Origin of the sequence: Caballeronia sp. INML3B, from assembly GCF_023631305.1 — a bacterium.
GTDB classification, from domain to species: domain Bacteria; phylum Pseudomonadota; class Gammaproteobacteria; order Burkholderiales; family Burkholderiaceae; genus Caballeronia; species Caballeronia turbans.
In genome coordinates this window covers 1-18,725 of sequence record NZ_JALQDI010000016.1, presented here as the reverse complement: position 1 = coordinate 18,725, position 18,725 = coordinate 1, and the positions used below count along the sequence as shown (strand labels likewise).

17 protein-coding genes are annotated in these 18,725 nt (G+C 62.6%); 16 read left to right on the top strand and 1 reads right to left on the bottom strand.

Annotation, left to right across the window (positions count from 1 at the left end):
- Window positions 1–562 precede the first annotated feature (562 nt).
- From gyrA to cysM, 16 genes are all read left to right on the top strand, one after another.
- The gene (gyrA, locus tag NCS58_RS10775) at window positions 563–3,208 is read left to right on the top strand and encodes a DNA gyrase subunit A (protein ID WP_086961540.1); all 2,646 of its coding nucleotides are present in this window, start codon (window positions 563–565) and stop codon (window positions 3,206–3,208) included.
- Between the two features lie 161 nt (window positions 3,209–3,369).
- Window positions 3,370–3,984, top strand: a complete 615-nt coding sequence (locus NCS58_RS10770) for a DUF2059 domain-containing protein (RefSeq protein ID WP_035503315.1) — start codon at window positions 3,370–3,372, stop codon at window positions 3,982–3,984.
- A 195-nt stretch (window positions 3,985–4,179) separates the two neighbouring features.
- Entirely contained in the window at window positions 4,180–5,262 is a 1,083-nt protein-coding gene (gene serC, locus NCS58_RS10765; protein WP_250538404.1) for a 3-phosphoserine/phosphohydroxythreonine transaminase, read from the top strand.
- A gap of 41 nt (window positions 5,263–5,303) precedes the next feature.
- Entirely contained in the window at window positions 5,304–6,386 is a 1,083-nt protein-coding gene (pheA, locus tag NCS58_RS10760) for a prephenate dehydratase (protein WP_250538403.1), read from the top strand.
- A 77-nt stretch (window positions 6,387–6,463) separates the two neighbouring features.
- A complete protein-coding gene (locus tag NCS58_RS10755) occupies window positions 6,464–7,390 on the top strand; it encodes a prephenate dehydrogenase (protein WP_250490138.1) in 927 nt (308 codons plus the stop codon).
- A 21-nt stretch (window positions 7,391–7,411) separates the two neighbouring features.
- On the top strand, window positions 7,412–8,716 hold the full coding sequence (aroA, locus tag NCS58_RS10750) for a 3-phosphoshikimate 1-carboxyvinyltransferase (protein WP_250538402.1): 1,305 nt from the start codon (window positions 7,412–7,414) through the stop codon (window positions 8,714–8,716).
- A gap of 75 nt (window positions 8,717–8,791) precedes the next feature.
- Window positions 8,792–9,472, top strand: coding sequence for a (d)CMP kinase (cmk, locus tag NCS58_RS10745; RefSeq protein WP_250490136.1), 681 nt, complete (start codon window positions 8,792–8,794; stop codon window positions 9,470–9,472).
- A gap of 114 nt (window positions 9,473–9,586) precedes the next feature.
- Complete coding sequence (rpsA, locus tag NCS58_RS10740; RefSeq protein WP_250476930.1) at window positions 9,587–11,317, top strand: 30S ribosomal protein S1; 1,731 nt, start codon at window positions 9,587–9,589, stop codon at window positions 11,315–11,317.
- A 23-nt stretch (window positions 11,318–11,340) separates the two neighbouring features.
- Window positions 11,341–11,670, top strand: coding sequence for an integration host factor subunit beta (locus NCS58_RS10735; protein WP_008342376.1), 330 nt, complete (start codon window positions 11,341–11,343; stop codon window positions 11,668–11,670).
- Between the two features lie 293 nt (window positions 11,671–11,963).
- Entirely contained in the window at window positions 11,964–12,257 is a 294-nt protein-coding gene (locus NCS58_RS10730) for a lipopolysaccharide assembly LapA domain-containing protein (RefSeq protein WP_250476929.1), read from the top strand.
- Between the two features lie 42 nt (window positions 12,258–12,299).
- The gene (gene lapB / locus NCS58_RS10725) at window positions 12,300–13,475 is read left to right on the top strand and encodes a lipopolysaccharide assembly protein LapB (protein WP_061121170.1); all 1,176 of its coding nucleotides are present in this window, start codon (window positions 12,300–12,302) and stop codon (window positions 13,473–13,475) included.
- 82 nt (window positions 13,476–13,557) lie between these two features.
- Entirely contained in the window at window positions 13,558–14,958 is a 1,401-nt protein-coding gene (locus NCS58_RS10720) for a UDP-glucose/GDP-mannose dehydrogenase family protein (RefSeq protein ID WP_061121171.1), read from the top strand.
- Window positions 14,927–15,898: a D-glycero-beta-D-manno-heptose-7-phosphate kinase gene (gene rfaE1 / locus NCS58_RS10715; RefSeq protein ID WP_250490134.1), complete on the top strand. Its 972-nt coding sequence runs from the start codon at window positions 14,927–14,929 to the stop codon at window positions 15,896–15,898. Before NCS58_RS10720 ends, rfaE1 begins: the two co-directional genes overlap by 32 nt.
- Window positions 15,899–15,917: 19 nt before the next feature.
- Window positions 15,918–16,910 carry an ADP-glyceromanno-heptose 6-epimerase gene (rfaD, locus tag NCS58_RS10710; protein ID WP_061121173.1) on the top strand — a complete coding sequence of 331 codons (993 nt, stop codon included), beginning with the start codon at window positions 15,918–15,920 and terminating at the stop codon, window positions 16,908–16,910.
- A gap of 75 nt (window positions 16,911–16,985) precedes the next feature.
- Window positions 16,986–17,375: a helix-hairpin-helix domain-containing protein gene (locus NCS58_RS10705; RefSeq protein ID WP_250476926.1), complete on the top strand. Its 390-nt coding sequence runs from the start codon at window positions 16,986–16,988 to the stop codon at window positions 17,373–17,375.
- A 288-nt stretch (window positions 17,376–17,663) separates the two neighbouring features.
- Window positions 17,664–18,566: a cysteine synthase CysM gene (cysM, locus tag NCS58_RS10700; RefSeq protein WP_061121175.1), complete on the top strand. Its 903-nt coding sequence runs from the start codon at window positions 17,664–17,666 to the stop codon at window positions 18,564–18,566.
- Here the strand turns inward: cysM and NCS58_RS10695 are convergent.
- On the bottom strand, window positions 18,536–18,725 hold a 190-nt coding region (locus NCS58_RS10695; protein WP_250538401.1), incomplete at its 5' end, for a hypothetical protein. The two genes, cysM and NCS58_RS10695, sit on opposite strands and share 31 nt — an antisense overlap.

Sequence of the window (18,725 nt, the reverse complement as noted above, 5' to 3'; positions counted from 1 at the left end):
AAGTTTGTGCGTTGGCATTTTGCCATATCGTTCCCTTGCAACGATAAAAATATCCCCGCACGCGCTACGCTCGCAACCTTATGTGGTGCATGCGCAACAAGAAGGGGACAGGAGGCGGTCGGGGTCGGAGAAAGCGCGAAACGTGCGCATATCGCGTGCCCGAGAGCGTTTTCCTGCGGATTTTTATCGTGCGTGTTTATGCGTCTGGCAGAACGGCGAGGCGGCATGATAGCCCGCCTGCGTGACGAACAGACGGAATTCGTTCCCCAGTTTTTGTAAGTAATTGGTACAGCATTGCGCATTGCGAAGTGTCCACGCATGCCAGTTTCGGACCCGATACACACTGTATGTATACAGCAGGCGTCCGGGGGCAAATGTCGCGCATGGTAGAATCTCCTGATGCGCTGCGTTCGCACGCATACAAAGGCATGCGCTGCATACGCAGCGCGCAGCGTACGTCGGCTACGCGCTACGCCGGCGCATGTCGCGCGGCCGGCGGGCGAGTCCGCGAGATCACCGCGCGCGCTGCCGTGTCGCCGCTGCAAAGTTCAAGACACGGATAATGGATCAATTCGCCAAAGAGACTCTGCCAATCTCCCTCGAGGAGGAAATGCGCCGTTCGTATCTCGATTACGCGATGAGCGTGATCGTCGGGCGCGCGCTTCCCGATGTCCGCGATGGCTTGAAGCCGGTGCATCGTCGGGCGCTCTACTCGATGCACGAGCTGAACAACGACTGGAACCGCGCGTATAAGAAATCGGCGCGTATTGTCGGCGACGTCATCGGTAAATACCATCCTCACGGCGACGCGTCCGTCTACGAGACGATCGTTCGGATGGCGCAGCCGTTTTCGCTGCGCTACATGCTGGTCGACGGCCAGGGCAACTTCGGTTCGGTCGACGGCGACAATGCCGCGGCGATGCGCTACACCGAAATTCGCATGGCGAAGATCGGCCACGAACTGCTGGCCGACATCGACAAGGAAACCGTCGACTTCGGTCCGAACTACGACGGCAGCGAGAACGAGCCGCTCGTTCTTCCGGCCCGCATCCCCAATCTGCTGATCAATGGCTCGGCCGGCATCGCCGTGGGCATGGCGACGAACATTCCGCCGCACAACCTGCGTGAAATCGTCGACGCCTGTCTGCATTTGCTGAACACGCCCGAAGCCACCGTCGACGAGCTGATCGAGATCGTGCCGGCACCGGATTTCCCGACGGCCGGCATCATCTACGGCGTAGCGGGTGTGCGTGACGGGTACCGCACGGGGCGCGGACGCGTCGTGATGCGCGCGGCCACGCACTTCGAAGAGATCGACCGCGGCCAGCGCATGGCGATCATAGTCGACGAGATTCCATATCAGGTGAACAAGCGCACGCTGCTCGAGCGCATCGCCGAACTCGTCAACGAGAAGAAGCTGGAAGGTATTTCCGACATCCGCGACGAATCCGACAAGAGCGGCATGCGCGTCGTGATCGAACTGAAGCGCGGGGAAGTGCCGGAAGTCATTCTGAACAACCTGTACAAGCAGACGCAGCTTCAGGACACCTTCGGCATGAATCTGGTCGCGCTCGTCGACGGCCAGCCCAAGCTGCTGAATCTGAAGGAAATGCTCGAATGCTTCCTGTCGCATCGACGGGAAGTGCTGACGCGGCGCACTGTATACGAACTGCGCAAGGCGCGCGATCGCGGGCACGTGCTCGAAGGTCTCGCCGTCGCGCTCGCGAACATCGACGAATTCATCGCGATCATCAAGGCCGCACCGACGCCGCCGATCGCGAAACAGGAACTGATGGCGCGTCCGTGGGATTCGTCGCTCGTGCGCGAAATGCTGACGCGCACCGAGACCGAGGCTACGGGCGGCCGCGTGGCCTATCGTCCCGAAGGGCTGAATCCGGCGTACGGTCTCCAGGAAGACGGTCTATATAGATTGTCGGACGTCCAGGCGCAGGAAATTCTGCAGATGCGCCTGCAGCGCCTGACCGGGCTCGAGCAGGACAAGATCGTCGGCGAGTATCGCGACGTGATGGCGCAGATCGCCGACCTGCTCGACATCCTCGCGCGGCCTGAGCGTATCCGTCAGATCATCGTCGATGAACTGGGCCAGGTGCGCGCCGAGTTCGGCGACGAGCGCCGTTCACGCATCGAACTGAACGCGACGGAGCTCAACACCGAAGACCTGATCACGCCGACGGACATGGTTGTGACCATGTCGCACTCGGGCTACGTGAAGTCGCAGCCGCTTTCCGAATACCGCGCGCAGAAGCGCGGCGGGCGCGGCAAGCAGGCGACGCAGATGAAGGAAGACGACTGGATCGACACGCTCTTCATCGCGAACACGCACGACCACATGCTGTGCTTCTCGAACCGCGGCCGCGTGTACTGGATCAAGGTGTACGAAGTGCCGCAGGGCTCGCGCAACTCGCGCGGCCGCCCGATCGTCAACATGTTCCCGCTGCAGGACGGCGAGAAGATCAACGTCGTGCTGCCGATCAAGGAGTTCTCCGCGGACAAGTATGTGTTCATGACGACCGCGCTCGGCACCGTCAAGAAGACACCGCTCGAAGCATTCAGCCGTCCGATGAAGAAGGGCATCATCGCGGTCGGTCTGGACGATGGCGACTATCTCATCGGCGCTGCGATCACCGACGGCGAGCATGACGTGATGCTGTTCTCGGACGCGGGCAAGGCCGTGCGTTTCGACGAAAACGACGTCCGCGCGATGGGTCGCGAGGCGCGCGGCGTGCGCGGCATGCAACTGGAAGACGGGCAGCAGGTTATCGCGATGCTGGTCGCGGGCGGCGAAAACCAATCGGTGCTCACGGCGACCGAGAACGGTTACGGCAAGCGCACGCCGATCAATGAGTACACGCGTCACGGTCGCGGCACGAAGGGTATGATCGCGATCCAGACGTCGGAGCGCAACGGCCGGGTCGTCGCGGCGACGCTCGTCGAACCGGAGAGCGAGATCATGCTGATCACGACCTCGGGCGTGCTCATTCGCACGCGTGTCTCCGAAATCCGCGAAATGGGGCGTGCAACTCAAGGTGTTACACTCATCAGCCTTGACGAGGGAACCAAGTTGTCGGGACTGCAGCATATCGCCGAGGCGGAAGCCGAGGCTGAACTCGAAGCAGACGCCGGTTCGGATGACACGGCGGCCAAGCCCGGTGACCCAGAGAATGGTGAAGGCGGAGAAAGCGCCTGATATTTTTTGTGTCGCGGGCCTCTCGTTATCGCTTTTGAAAGCTCGGATTAGTTAAGCTGCGCGACGTGAGTTCGTTGCCGGCGTCAGGCGAGGCCGGCGTCGGAAAACGGGCAAAAGCTCGTCGCCAGTGCTGAACTGGATATTTTTTACAGGGAGTAATAATGCAAGGACGTTTCAAGCAGTGGATGTTGCTGGCCGCTTTCGTGCCGACTTTCGCGATGGCTCAGTCGCTTCAGAACCAGGCGCCCGCACAGTCGGCCGCACCGGCGGCCGCAGCAGCACCGGTTGATCCGGCCAAGCAAGCCGCGATCAAGGACCTGCTCGACGCGATCGATGCGCAGAAGCTGGTCGGTGCGATCGGTAACAGCGCGCAGATGCAATCGAAGCAACTCGTGCCGGCGATCCTCTCGGACGCGCTGTCGGAGAACAAGACGCTGAACGACAAGCAGAAGCAAGCCGCCGTTCCGTCGCTCCAAAAGAATGCAGTGCCGAAGCTGGTCGATTCCGCTGGCCAGGTCTTCGCAACCGACGCATTCCGCAAGGACGCGATGCAGGCTCAGTACGACGCATACGCGAAGTACTACTCGACCGACGAGATCAAGGATCTGACCAACTTCTACAAGAGCCCGACCGGCCGCAAATTCATCCAGGTTCAGGACCAGGTTGGCCGCGACGTCGTGAACGGCCTGATGCAGAAGTACATGCCGCAAGCCATCAAGGCAACGCGCACGCAAGCCGATCAGGAAGTGGCAAGCGTCAAGCCGAGCGCCAAGTAAGCCCGGCGCCGGCCTGACGGAAATCCGCTGGACGGCGCTTGCCGTCCTCTTCATTGGCGGGTTTTCAGGACAGTGCGATAATGGCTGTTTGCGCAAGAAGCGCAAGCAGCCATTTCTTTTTTGGACGTGATGACGCGGTCGTCGTTCGATCCGCCTTCATTCGCGTCTGTCAAATCGGAATTCCGGGATCTCCAGATGCGCGTGTTCAATTTCTCCGCCGGCCCCGCCGCCATGCCAGAAGAAGTTCTGAGGCAAGCAGCCGATGAAATGCTCGACTGGCAAGGCAGCGGCATGAGCGTGATGGAAATGAGCCACCGCGGCGCGGAATTCATGTCGATCCACGAAGCTGCGCTCACCGACCTGCGCGATCTGCTGAAGGTGCCTGCGTCGCATCGGATCCTTTTTCTGCAGGGCGGCGGCATCGGCGAAAACGCGATCGTGCCGATGAACCTGCTCGGCAGAAAGCAGACCGCCGACTTCGTCGTGACCGGATCCTGGTCGACGAAATCCTTCAAGGAAGCGCAGAAATACGGCACGCCGCATCTGGCGGCCAGCGGCAAGACGGAACAAGGCTTCACGCGCGTTCCGGCCTTCGCCGAATGGAAGCTGTCGGACGATCCGGCGTACGTGCATCTGTGCTCGAACGAAACCATCGACGGCGTCGAAGCCTTCGAGATTCCCGATCTCGGCGACATTCCCCTCGTCGCCGATGCCTCCTCCCATATCCTGTCGCGCCCGATGGACATCGCGAAGTACGGCGTGCTCTTCGGCGGCGCGCAGAAGAACATCGGCATGGCGGGCGTAACCGTCGTGATCGTGCGCGAGGATTTGCTCGATCGCGCGCTGCCCATCTGTCCGTCGGCTTTCGAGTGGAAGATCGTCGCGGAAAACAACTCGATGTACAACACGCCGCCGACCTACGCGATCTACATCGCGGGTCTCGTCTTCAAGTGGCTGAAGAAGCAGGGCGGCCTGCAAGCGATCGAGGCCCGCAACGTCGAAAAGGCGAAGCTGCTGTACGACACCATCGATTCCAGCGATTTCTACGTCAACAAGGTCGAGCGCCAGAACCGTTCGCGCATGAACGTGCCGTTCTTCCTCGCCGACGAATCGCGCAATACCGATTTCCTGGCCGGCGCGAAGGCGCGCGGGCTGTTGCAACTGAAGGGCCACAAGTCCGTCGGCGGCATGCGGGCATCGATCTACAACGCGGTGCCGATCGAGGGAGTCAACGCTCTCGTCGATTACATGAAGGAATTCGAGCGCACGGGCGCTTAATAGCGACGACGCTCACTCAACCGCACAAGCTCAAGCACCGCATGGACGACGATCTCAATTCAAGACTCAAACCGCTGCGCGAGCGCATCGATGTGCTCGACGCGCAGCTCATCGCGCTGTTGAACCAGCGCGCATCCGTCGCGCTGGAAGTCGGCGAGGTGAAAAAGCATTTCAATGCGCCCGTGTTTCGCCCGGAGCGCGAGACGCAGGTCATCGCGCGACTGCAGGAAATGAGCGACGGCCCGCTCGCCGATGAACACATCGCGTCGATCTGGCGCGAGATCATGGCCGCGAGCCGCGCGCTCGAACAAACCATCAGCGCCGCGTTTCTCGGGCCCGTCGGCACGTACAGCGAACAGGCGATGTTCGAATACTTCGGGCATTCGATTCACGGCGTGCCATGCCCATCGATCGACGAGGTGTTTCGCGCCGTCGAAGCGGGCGCGGCGCAGTACGGCGTCGTGCCAGTCGAGAATTCAGCGGAAGGCGCGGTGTCGCGCACGCTGGATCTGCTGCTGCAGACGTCGCTCCTGATCAGTGGCGAGCTCGCGTTACCGATCCATCACAATTTGTTGACGGCGTCCGGCACGCTCGATGGCGGGAAGCGCGTGTGCGCGCATCCGCAGGCGCTCGCGCAGTGTCAGCGCTGGTTGAGCGCAAACGTGCCGCAGCTGGAGCGGCAGGCCGTGTCGAGCAATGCGGAAGCTGCGCGCATGGCGGTCGAGGATCCGACGGTCGCGGCCATCGCCGGCGATCGCGCCGCGACGCACTACGGTCTCGGCGTCGTGTTCTCGATGATTCAGGACGACCCGCATAACCGCACGCGTTTCGTGATCATCGGCAAGCAGCCGACGGATTCGAGCGGCCACGATCAGACGTCGCTCATCGTCACGGTGGAGAACGAGTCCGGCGCCATGTTCAAGCTGCTGGAGCCGCTCGCAAAGCACGGTGTCTCGATGACGCGCTTCGAGTCGCGCCCGGCGCGCTCCGGCGCGTGGGAGTACTACTTTTATATCGACATCGAAGGCCATCGCGACGATGCCGCAGTGGCCGCCGCGCTGGCGGAGCTGGGGCGCAAGTCTGCGTTCCTGAAAATTCTCGGCTCGTATCCGCGGGCGCGCTGATTGGCTCATCGCCGCTGCGATCGGTCGCGGCGGTTCGTTTCACCTTGCGTCGGACGACGCGCTCTTATCGATGTCCCGTGGCTGCGTTCTCTTTCAACAAACTGGTTATCTTCGGCGTCGGCCTGATCGGCGGATCGCTTGCGCGCGCGTTGCGTGAACGCGCGGGGCTCGCGGGTCGTATCGTCGGCGTCGGGCGTTCGGCTGCATCGGTCGGGCGGGCGCTCGAACTCGGCGTAATCGACGAAGCCGCCGCGCTCGAGGACGACGCCGCGCTCGCCTGCGCGCTACAGGGCGCCGACGTCGTGCTGCTGGCCGCGCCTGTCGCGCAGACCGAGCCGCTGCTCGCGCGCATTGCGCCTTTTCTCGACGCGCGGACCATCGTCACCGATGCAGGGAGCACGAAGACGGATGTCGTCGCTTCGGCGCGCCGCGCCTTGGGTGAGCGCCTCGCGCAGTTCGTGCCGGGGCATCCGATCGCCGGGCGCGAGTCGAGCGGCGTCGATGCCGCGTTGCCGGACCTGTACGTCGATCGCAATGTCGTGCTGTGCCCGTTGCCCGACAACGCGGCGGACGATGTCGAGCGCATCGCGTCGATGTGGCGCGCGACCGGCGCGTGCGTGCGTCAGATGAGCGAGGCGCAGCACGATCGCGTGTTCGCGTCGGTGAGTCATCTGCCGCATGTGCTGTCGTTCGCCCTCGTCGATCAGATTCTCGATACGCCCGACGCCGATCTGAAATTCTCGTTCGCCGCGGGCGGTTTCCGCGATTTCACGCGCATTGCGGCTTCGAGCCCGGAAATGTGGCGCGACATCTGTCTCGCGAACCGCGCCGCGCTGCTGGCGGAACTCGACGATTACACGGCCGTGCTCGCACGGTTTCGCGCGGCGATCGACGCATCGGATGGCGCGGCGCTCGAAGCCGCGTTCGCGCGCTCGCGCGTGGCGCGCAAGGAATGGCAGGAACGCGGCGGCATCAAGCCATCGAACGACATCGCCGCGAAATAAGCTGCGACCCAAGGAAACGCTATGGAACATCTCGATCTCGGACCTTTCTCCCGCGCGTCCGGCACCGTGCGGCTGCCCGGCTCGAAGAGCATTTCGAACCGCGTGCTGCTGCTCGCGGCGCTCGCGAGCGGCGAAACGTCCATCACGAATCTGCTCGATTCCGACGACACGCGCGTCATGCTCGCCGCGCTCAACACGCTCGGCGTCGCTGTGCGTGAGGATGGCGAGCGCGTGATCGTCGGCGGGACGGGCGGCGCGTTTCCGTCGAAGTCGGCGGAGCTCTTTCTCGGCAACGCGGGCACGGCGGTGCGGCCGCTGACCGCGGCGCTCGCAGTGAACGGCGGCGAATATCGCGTGCACGGCGTGCCGCGCATGCACGAGCGGCCGATCGGCGATCTCGTCGACGGGCTGCGTCAGATCGGCGCTGCGATCGATTACGAACTGAACGACGGCTTTCCGCCGCTGCGAATCCACGCTGCGAAGATCGCGATCGACAAACCGATCCGCGTGCGCGGCGACGTGTCGAGCCAGTTCCTCACCGCGCTCTTGATGAGCCTGCCGGTTGTCGGCGGCCGTAGCGGCCCCGTTGTGGTCGAGATCGAGGGCGAACTTATCTCGAAGCCGTACATCGACATCACGATCCGTTTGATGGAGCGCTTCGGCGTGACCGTCGAGCGCGAGGGCTGGTCGCGCTTCACGATCCCCGCGGGCGCGGGCTACAAGTCTCCGGGCGCGATCATGGTGGAAGGCGACGCGTCGTCCGCGTCGTATTTCCTGGCCGCGGGCGCGATCGGCCACGGGCCGGTGCGCGTGGAAGGCGTCGGGCGTTCGAGCATCCAGGGCGATGTCGGTTTCGCGGACGCGCTCAATCGCATGGGCGCGAACGTGATGATGGGCGAAGACTGGATCGAAGTGCGCGGCGTCGAATCGGATGATGGCAAGCTCGCGCCCATCGACATGGATTTCAATCTGATTCCGGACGCCGCGATGACCATCGCCGTGGCCGCGCTCTTCGCGAGCGGCACGACGACGCTGCGCAATATCGCGAGCTGGCGCGTGAAGGAAACCGACCGCATCGCCGCGATGGCGGCCGAACTGCGCAAGGTCGGCGCGACGGTGGAAGAGGGCGCGGATTTTCTCGTCGTCGCGCCGCCGGCGACGCTCACGCCGAACGCGGCGATCGACACCTACGACGATCACCGCATGGCGATGTGCTTCTCGCTCGTCAGTCTCGGCAGCGTGCCGGTGCGCATCAACGATCCGAAATGCGTGAACAAGACCTTTCCGGACTACTTCGAGCGTTTTTCGACGCTCGTGAAAGCGTAACCGGAGCGCTGTACCGTGAAACGCGATGACTTCGACTTCAATGACCGTAATAACGGGCCAGACCGGCCAGACTCGATGAAACCGACCCGTCCATTCGACCCCACTCCAGTGATCACCATCGACGGGCCGACCGCTTCGGGCAAGGGCACGGTCGCGGCGATCGTCGCGGCGACGCTCGGCTTTCACCTGCTCGACAGCGGCGCGCTCTACCGGCTCGCGGCGCTCGCGAGCATCCGCTACGAGGTTGCCAAAGACGACGCACCCGGCCTTGCAAAGCTGATCGAAGCGCTCCACATCACCTTCCGCGAAGGTTGCGCGCAACTCGACGGCGTGGACGTCTCGAGCGAAATCCGGCAGGAAGAAGTCGGCAACCGCGCCTCCGCGATCGCCGTTCATTCCGAAGTGCGTCAGGCGCTGGTGGCGCGTCAGCGCGCCTTTCGAAAGCGCCCCGGCCTCGTCGCCGACGGCCGCGACATGGGCACTGTGATCTTTCCCGACGCCACGCTGAAGGTATTTTTGACCGCGAGCGCCGAGGCGCGTGCGGCCCGGCGCTATAAGCAATTGATGCAAAAAGGTTTTTCTGCTAATATGGATGACTTGCTGCGTGATTTGCGCGCACGCGACGACCGGGACATGAACCGGAGCGCCGCGCCGCTCAAGCCGGCGGCGGATGCGAAGACGCTGGACACCTCCGGTTTGTCGATCGATCAAGCGGTCGAACAGATCATCGGCTGGTATAGCGAAGTTCGCGTGTAACGCGTTTGTGTAGTGAAGCAAGGTGCTCCCTCGAAAACGGAGCGTGTGTTAAACCCTTTAACCCCGTGCGGCGTTGCGTCTTACCGGTCCATTGGGGACCATCGCGCAAAGGCTGTGCAAATACAGATTTTTATGTCCGACCTGCAAACCTCCACCCCGAATACCGAATCCTTTGCGGCTCTGTTCGAAGAGTCGCTGACCAAGCAGGACATGCGCGCCGGCGAAGTGATCTCCGCCGAAGTCGTGCGTGTCGACCACAACTTCGTGGTCGTGAACGCTGGTCTTAAGTCCGAAGCCTATATTCCGCTCGAAGAATTCCTGAACGACGCGGGTGAAGTGGAAGTGCAGGCGGGCGACTTCGTTTCCGTCGCGATCGACGCGCTGGAAAACGGCTATGGCGACACCATCCTGTCGCGCGACAAGGCGAAGCGTCTCGCTTCGTGGCTGTCGCTGGAAAAGGCGCTGGACAACAACGAACTCGTGACCGGCACGATCACCGGCAAGGTCAAGGGCGGCATGACCGTGATGGTCAACGGCATCCGCGCGTTCCTGCCGGGTTCGCTCGTCGACACGCGTCCGGTCAAGGACACGACGCCGTACGAAGGCAAGACGCTCGAATTCCGCGTCATCAAGCTCGATCGCAAGCGTAACAACGTGGTGCTGTCGCGCCGCGCCGTCATCGAAGCGACGCAGGGCGAAGAGCGCGCGAAGCTGCTCGAGACGCTGAAGGAAGGCGCGATCGTCGAAGGCGTGGTCAAGAACATCACCGACTACGGCGCGTTCGTGGACCTCGGCGGCATCGACGGCCTGCTGCACATCACCGACATCGCATGGCGTCGCGTGCGTCATCCGTCGGAAGTTCTGTCGGTTGGCCAGGAAGTCACCGCCAAGATCCTCAAGTTCGACCAAGAGAAGAACCGCGTTTCGCTCGGCATCAAGCAGCTCGGCGACGATCCGTGGGAAGGCATCTCGCGCCGTTACCCGTCGGGCACGCGCCTGTTCGGCAAGGTCACGAACATCACCGACTACGGCGCGTTCGTCGAAGTGGAATCGGGCATCGAAGGCCTCGTCCACGTGTCGGAAATGGACTGGACCAACAAGAACGTTGCGCCGTCGAAGGTTGTCCAGCTGGGCGACGAAGTCGAAGTCATGGTTCTCGAAATCGACGAAGACCGCCGCCGTATCTCGCTCGGCATGAAGCAGTGCAAGCCGAATCCGTGGGATGACTTCAGCCGCAACTTCAAGAAGGGCGACAAGATCAGCGGCGCCATCAAGTCGATCACCGACTTCGGCGTGTTCATCGGTCTGCCTGGCGGCATCGACGGTCTGGTTCACCTGTCGGATCTGTCGTGGTCGGAAACCGGCGAAGAAGCCGTCCGCAAGTACAAGAAGGGCGACGAAGTCGAGGCCGTGGTTCTGGGCATCGACGTCGAGAAGGAACGCATTTCGCTCGGCATCAAGCAGCTCGAAGGCGACCCGTTCAGCAACTTTGTCGCGATCAACGACAAGGGCGCAATCGTCGACGGCATCGTGAAGTCGGTCGATCCGAAGGGTGCGGTCATTACGCTGTCCGGCGAAGTCGAAGGCTACCTGCGTGCTTCTGAAATCGCGCAAGACCGCGTGGAAGATGCGCGCAACGTGCTGAAGGAAGGCGACAAGGTCAACGCGATGATCATCAACATCGATCGCAAGTCGCGTGGCATCAACCTGTCGATCAAGGCGAAGGATTCGGCCGAACAGCAGGAAGCCATGCGCAGCCTGCAGGGCGACTCGAACGCCGCCGCGACCGGTACGACCAACCTCGGCGCGCTGCTCAAGGCCAAGCTCGACGGCCAGAACAGCTAAGCCCTTAACGGCACAGCTGCAGTATGACCAAATCGGAATTGGTCGCCCAGTTGGCGTCGCGATTTCCGCAACTTGTCCTCAAGGATGCGGATTTCGCGGTGAAGACGATGCTCGATGCGATGTCGGAGGCTCTGGCCAACGGTCACCGCATCGAGATTCGCGGCTTCGGCAGCTTCGGGCTCAATCGTCGTCCGTCTCGTGTCGGGCGAAATCCAAAATCGGGCGAGAAGGTGCTGGTACCGGAGAAATTCGTGCCTCACTTCAAGCCGGGCAAGGAATTGCGCGAACGCGTGGACGGCCGCGCAGGCGAGCCTCTGAAGGCGTCGAATGACGACGATGCGGACGATCTCTGATCGGCGCGCATCTTGACTGATGATCCGTCTGGATTTTCGGTTCGCGGCGTCCGGCCACGAGGCAATCGACCAGGAAAGCACCCTTCGGGGTGCTTTTTTTATGCGCGGCGTATTTTTATCGCAGATGTGACGCAACGGGTGCATTGTTTGCTTAAACTCCGCACGGCGAGCGGGCAACCGCCGGCGCCCGGACGCATCAATTACAATACCGGTCACTTTGACCTGGGTGTTCGACCGCAGGCCCGGCCGGAAAGGCCGAGTCGACTGGTGCAACCGCTCTTGCGAGACCGTACATGAAATTCATCGTCTGGCTGATCCGCGTTCTGGTATTCGTGCTGTTGCTGGTGCTGGCGCTCGCCAATACCCAGTCCGTGACGCTGAACTTCCTCGCAGGCTACGCCTGGACTGCACCGCTGATTCTGATCGGCCTCGCGTTTTTCGTCGTGGGATTGTTGGCAGGGCTCGTGTCGGCGGTGCCGGCGATGGTGCGTCTGCGCATGGAAAACGGCCGCTTGAAGCGCGAACTGCGCGTCGCGCGTGAAACGCCGGTGGTCAAGGAAGAGCCGCCGATGCCGCCGCTCATCTGATGCGACGCGAAAGCAGACACCTCACATTCAACGACTAATCGCATGGATCTAGACTTCTGGTGGCTGCTCGTCATTCCCGTCGCATTCGCGCTGGGGTGGATGGCGTCCCGCTATGATTTGAAAACGCTGTTGTCCGAGAATGCGAATTTGCCGCGCTCGTATTTTCGCGGCCTCAATTTTCTGCTGAACGAACAGCACGACAAGGCGATCGACGCATTCATCGAGGTCGCCAAGCTCGATCCCGAAACGATCGAACTGCACTTCGCGCTCGGCAATCTGTTCCGTCGCCGTGGTGAAACCGACCGGGCAATCCGCGTGCACCAGAACCTTCTGAGCCGCGCCGATCTGCCCGCGGCCGAACGAGATCACGCGCTTTATGAACTCGGACAGGACTTTTTGAAGGCGGGCCTGCTCGATCGCGCGGAGGAAACATTCCGGTCGCTGAACGCGGGCGAGTACTCCCTCGGCGCGCAGCGCGCGCTCTTGACCATCTACGAGATCGAAAAGGACTGGCCCAAGTCGATCACGACGGCCGAGCAGATCGAGAAGATGGGTGCGCCGTCGCTGCATATGGAGATCGCGCATTTTCATTGCGAACTCGCGCAGGAAGCCTTGCAGCGCAAGAATCCCGACGGCGCACGCGCCGAACTGAAGCTCGCGCTGGCATCCAACCCGGACAACGTGCGCGCGACGATCCTGGCGGGCGATGTCGAAGCGGCCGCAGGCAACGTCGAAGCCGCGATAGCGCACTGGAAGCGTGTCGAGGAACAGAACGAAGCGTATCTGCCGCTCGTCGCCGAGAAGCTGATGAAGGCCTACAGCGCGCTCGGGCGCAGGGAAGAGGGCGTCGACCTGCTGATCGACTACACGACCCGCTATCCGTCGAACGATTTGCTCGATGTCGCCTACAAGCACGTTCAGGAGCTGCGTGGCCTCGAAGCCGCGCACGCGCTCGCGCGCAAGCAGATGCAAAGCGCGCCGAATCTCGCGGGCATGACGCGCCTGCTCGAAGCACAGGAAGCGACGGCCGACGAGCCGCGGCGCGGCGAGCTCGAGTTGATGCGTAATCTCGTGAAACAGCGCACCAAGAACCTGCCGCGTTATACGTGTCAAACTTGCGGTTTCCGCGCGCGACTATTCTATTGGCAATGCCCCGGCTGCAGCGGCTGGGAGACGTACGCGCCGCGCCGCGTCGAGCCGATCACGAGCTCGGCCTGAACGCGCGCTGCACGCATGACAGCAGGCGGCGCGTGAGTGCGCCGCTTCCGCCACCGGCATTTCAAAAACCACCGGAAAGCGTATGAAAGTAACCATCGTCGGCACGGGTTACGTCGGTCTTGTGACCGGCGCGTGTCTTGCCGAAATCGGCAACGACGTGTTTTGCGTGGACGTCGATCCGCGCAAGATCGACATTCTCAACAATGGCGGCGTGCCGATCCACGAGCCGGGCCTTCAGGAAATGCTGAGGCGCACGCGCGCGGCCGGCCGCATCCAGTTTTCCACCGACGTGAAAGCCAGCGTCGAGCACGGCGATATCCAGTACATTGCCGTGGGCACGCCGCCCGATGAAGACGGCTCCGCCGACCTGCAGTACGTGCTCGCGGCGGCGCGCAACATCGGCAAATATTCGAACGGCTTCAAGGTGATCGTCGATAAATCGACGGTGCCGGTCGGCACGGCGCTGCAGGTGAAGAAAGTCGTCGACGAAGAGCTGAAGACGCGCGGGCTCGAAGGCTCGGACAAGCATCGCTTCTCGGTCGTGTCGAATCCCGAGTTCCTGAAGGAAGGCGCGGCGGTCGACGATTTCATGCGTCCCGATCGCATCGTGATCGGCATCGACGACGACTACGCGGGCAATCTCGCACGCGAGAAAATGAAGCGCCTCTACGCGCCGTTCAACCGCAATCACGAGCGCACGCTGTACATGGACGTGCGCTCGGCGGAGTTCACGAAATACGCCGCCAACGCGATGCTCGCGACGCGCATCTCGTTCATGAACGATCTGTCGAATCTCGCGGACACCGTCGGCGCCGATATCGAATCGGTGCGGCGCGGCATCGGCTCGGACCCGCGCATCGGCTATCACTTCCTGTATGCGGGCTGCGGTTATGGCGGCTCGTGCTTCCCGAAGGACGTGCAGGCGCTCGTGCAGACGGCCCGCGAAAACGGCCACACGCTGCGCATTCTCGAGGCGGTCGAAGCGGTGAATCACGACCAGAAGGAAGTGCTCGTCAACAAGATCGTGAAGCGCATGGGCGAAGACCTGCGCGGGCGCACGTTCGCCGTGTGGGGCCTCGCATTCAAGCCCAATACCGACGACATGCGCGAGGCGTCGAGCCGGCGCATCATCGAGGCGCTGCTGCAACGCGGGGCCACCGTGCGCGGCTATGATCCCGTTGCCCGCGAGGAGGCAGGGCGCGTGTTCGCGCTCGATCTCGCGGATCGGCCCGAAGACCTGAAGCGCCTGCAGTTCGTGAATACACAGCAGGATGCGCTGACGGGCGCGGACGCGCTCGTCATCGTGACCGAATGGAAGGAATTCAAGAGCCCGGATTTCTGGCACTTGAAGAGCGCCTTGAAGACGCCGGTGATCTTCGACGGCCGCAATCTGTATGAACCGGAAGCGATGGCCGAAATGGGCATCGACTACTTTGCAATAGGACGTCCCCATGCCGAACTCGACCGCAGCGACAGCAACTAACCCCGACATTCCGGTCGTGCCGCTTGCGCGCATCTCAGCGGCGCGCGTGCTGGTGGTCGGCGACGTGATGCTCGACCGTTACTGGTTCGGCGACGTCAACCGCATCTCGCCCGAAGCGCCGGTTCCCGTCGTGCACGTGCAGAGGAAGGAAGACCGGCTCGGGGGCGCGGCGAACGTCGCCCGAAATGCGGCGGCGCTCGGCGCGCAGGCGGGTTTGCTCTGCGTGGTCGGTCATGACGAGCCGGGGGAGCGCGTCGTCGAACTGCTCGGTGAAAGCAAGGTCGCGGGGCACCTCGAGCGCGACCCCGAACTGCTCACGACGATCAAGCTGCGCGTGCTGTCGCGGCAGCAGCAACTGTTGCGCGTCGATTTCGAGAACACGCCGAATCACGAAGTGCTGCGCGCGTGCCTCGCGCGCTTTGCGGAACTTCTTCCGCAGCACGACGTGATCCTCATGTCGGATTACGCGAAGGGCGGGCTCACGCACGTCACGCAGATGATCGCCGACGCGAAGCGCGCGGGTAAGCCGGTGCTCGTCGATCCGAAGGGCGATGACTGGGACCGCTATCGCGGCGCCACGCTCATCACGCCGAACCGCGCGGAACTGCGCGAAGTGATCGGCCAATGGAAGTCCGAAGAAGACCTGCTGGAGCGCGTGACGAAGCTGCGCACCGAACTCGACCTCTCCGCGCTTCTGCTCACGCGCTCCGAGGAAGGCATGACGCTCTTCACCGAGAACCAGGTGCTGCACACCTCGGCCGAAGCACGCGAAGTGTATGATGTCTCGGGTGCGGGCGACACCGTCATCGCAACGGTCGCGACCATGCTGGGCGCGGGCGTGCCGCTCGTCGACTCGATCGTCTATGCGAACCGCGCGGCGGGCATCGTCGTAGGAAAGCTCGGTACGGCGACCGTCGACTACAACGAACTCTTCGCCTGACCCTATCTCATACTTCGCCATGACCATCATCGTTACCGGTGCTGCCGGATTCATCGGCAGCAATATCGTCAAGGCGCTGAACGAGCGCGGCGAGAACCGCGTGATCGCGGTCGACAACCTCACGCGTGCCGACAAGTTCAAGAATCTGGTCGATTGCGAGATCGACGATTACCTCGACAAAACCGAGTTCGTCGAGCGCTTCAGGCGTGGCGATTTCGGCCGCGTGCGCGCGGTGTTCCATGAAGGCGCCTGTTCGGACACGATGGAAACCGACGGCCGCTACATGATGGACAACAACTTCCGCTACAGCCGCGACGTCATGGACGCGTGCCTCGCGCAAGGCGCGCAGTTCCTGTATGCGTCGTCGGCGGCGACTTATGGCGGGTCGAGCCGCTTCGTCGAGGAGCGCGAAGTCGAGAAGCCGCTCAATGTCTACGGTTACTCGAAGTTTCTCTTCGATCAGATCGTGCGTCAGACGTTGCCGAAGGCGCAGAGTCAGATCGTCGGCTTCCGCTACTTCAACGTGTACGGCCCGCGCGAGACGCACAAGGGCCGCATGGCCTCGGTCGCGTTCCACAACTTCAACCAGTTCCGCTCGGAAGGCAAGGTCAAGCTCTTCGGCGAATACAACGGCTATGCGGCCGGCGAGCAGACGCGCGACTTCATCTCGGTCGAAGACGTCGTGAAGGTGAACCTGTTTTTCTTCGATCATCCGGAGAAGTCGGGCATCTTCAATCTCGGCACCGGACGCGCGCAGCCTTTCAACGATATCGCGTCGACGGTCGTGAACGCGTTGCGCGCACTCAACGGCGAAGCGTCGCTGTCGCTCGCGGAACTGGTGCAGCGCGGGCTCATCGAGTACGTTCCGTTCCCCGACGCACTGCGCGGCAAGTATCAATGCTTCACCCAGGCGGACCAGTCGCGGCTGCGCGCGGCGGGTTACGACGCGTCGTTTCTGACCGTTCAGGAAGGCGTCGATCGCTACGTGCGTTGGCTATTCGGCCAGCTATAAACGCGTTTCGAGTCTCTCTACACTGGGTCTCACGGTCGGCGCTGGTGCCGGCCGGTCCTTCACGGAGACTCAGTCATGTTCAAGCAAGCACTCTCGTCGATCGCCGCGCTCGCCCTCATCTTTTCCATCGGAAGCGCGTGGGCGGCCGTCGATGTCAACACCGCGAACGCCGACGCGCTGCGCGGCGTCAAGGGCATCGGTCCGGCGAAGGCGAAAGCCATTCTCGATGAACGTCAGGCGCACGGCCCATTCAAGGACGCCAACGATCTCAGCACGCGCGTGAAGGGCATGGGCGGCAAGACGGTTCAACGTCTCGAAGCGGAGGGGCTGACCGTCGGCGCCGCGCCGAAGACGGCCGCGCTCGCAACACCGGGTAACGCCGCACCGCCGGGCGCGGCGAACTCGGCGGTCGCGACGCCGGTTTCGGCGTCCACGTCGGCCAAGCCGGTCGTCGTGAAGAAATAGCGGAAGACACAACGGCGCGCCCGGTGCACGGGGCGCCTCCGATCTCCTTCAGCCTTCCGATTTTTTGGGCTCCCCGCGGACGGCCTCCCCGCGGGGCTTTTTGCGTGTGCGGACCGCGCGCACGCGAGGCCGGTGTACTGGCATCCGGCTTTCGACTTCGCGCGGCAATCCATCCGCGCGTCAGGGGTGCGACGGCATCGACAGAACCGGTGGGCTACAATCGACGAATCCCTATATCAAAATCTCCGCGGCAGAGCAGTCGTGCGCGGGGATCGACCGCTTTCGCATATGGCTTACATGACTATCGAAGACACGATCGGCAACACACCGCTCGTGCAGCTCGTCCGCGTCGTGGACGATGAAATCCGCAGCCGCAACAACGTCGTGCTGGGCAAGCTCGAAGGCAACAATCCGGCGGGCTCGGTGAAGGATCGCCCGGCTCTGTCGATGATCAGGAAAGCCGAAGAGCGCGGCCGCATCAAGCCGGGCGACACGCTGATCGAAGCGACGAGCGGCAACACCGGCATCGCGCTCGCGATGGCCGCCGCGATGCGCGGCTACAAGATGGTCCTGCTCATGCCCGAAGATTTGTCGATCGAGCGCCGTCAGAGCATGGCCGCGTACGGCGCGGAGATCGTGCTCACGCCGGTGACGGGCGGCATGGAATACGCGCGCGATCTCGCCGATCAGATGCAGCGCGACGGCAAGGGCATCATCCTCGATCAGTTCGCGAATCCCGACAACCCGCTCGCGCATTACGAAGGCACCGGCCCTGAACTGTGGCGTCAGACCGAAGGCCGTCTCACGCACTTCGTTTCGTCGATGGGAACGACCGGCACGATCATGGGCGTGTCGAAGTATCTGAAGGAGCAGAGTCAGAAGATCGAGATCATCGGCGCGCAGCCGGAAGAAGGCTCGCGCATTCCGGGCATCCGCAAGTGGCCGGAAGCGTATTTGCCGAAGATCTTCGATCGCAGCCGTGTCGATCGCGTGGAGAACGTAAGTCAGGCAGCGTCCGAAGCGATGGCGCGACGCCTCGCATCGGTCGAAGGCATCTTCGCGGGCATTTCGTCCGGTGGCGCGTGCGAGGTTGCGCTGCGCATCGCGCGCCAGGTGGAGAACGCGACGATCGTGTTCATCGTTTGCGATCGCGGCGATCGTTATTTGTCGACGGGCGTTTTTCCGGCTTGATGCCGTAAATAGAAAACCCCGGCTTGCCGGTAATGCCGTTCAGTTAGCGCTGAACGGCATTTTTGTTTATGGGGTGAGAAGGGGTTGTAAACGGAGCGCCGGGCTGTTAACTTTCCGGTGCGATGCTTGCCGACCACCTCACTTATCTGATCGAAGCAC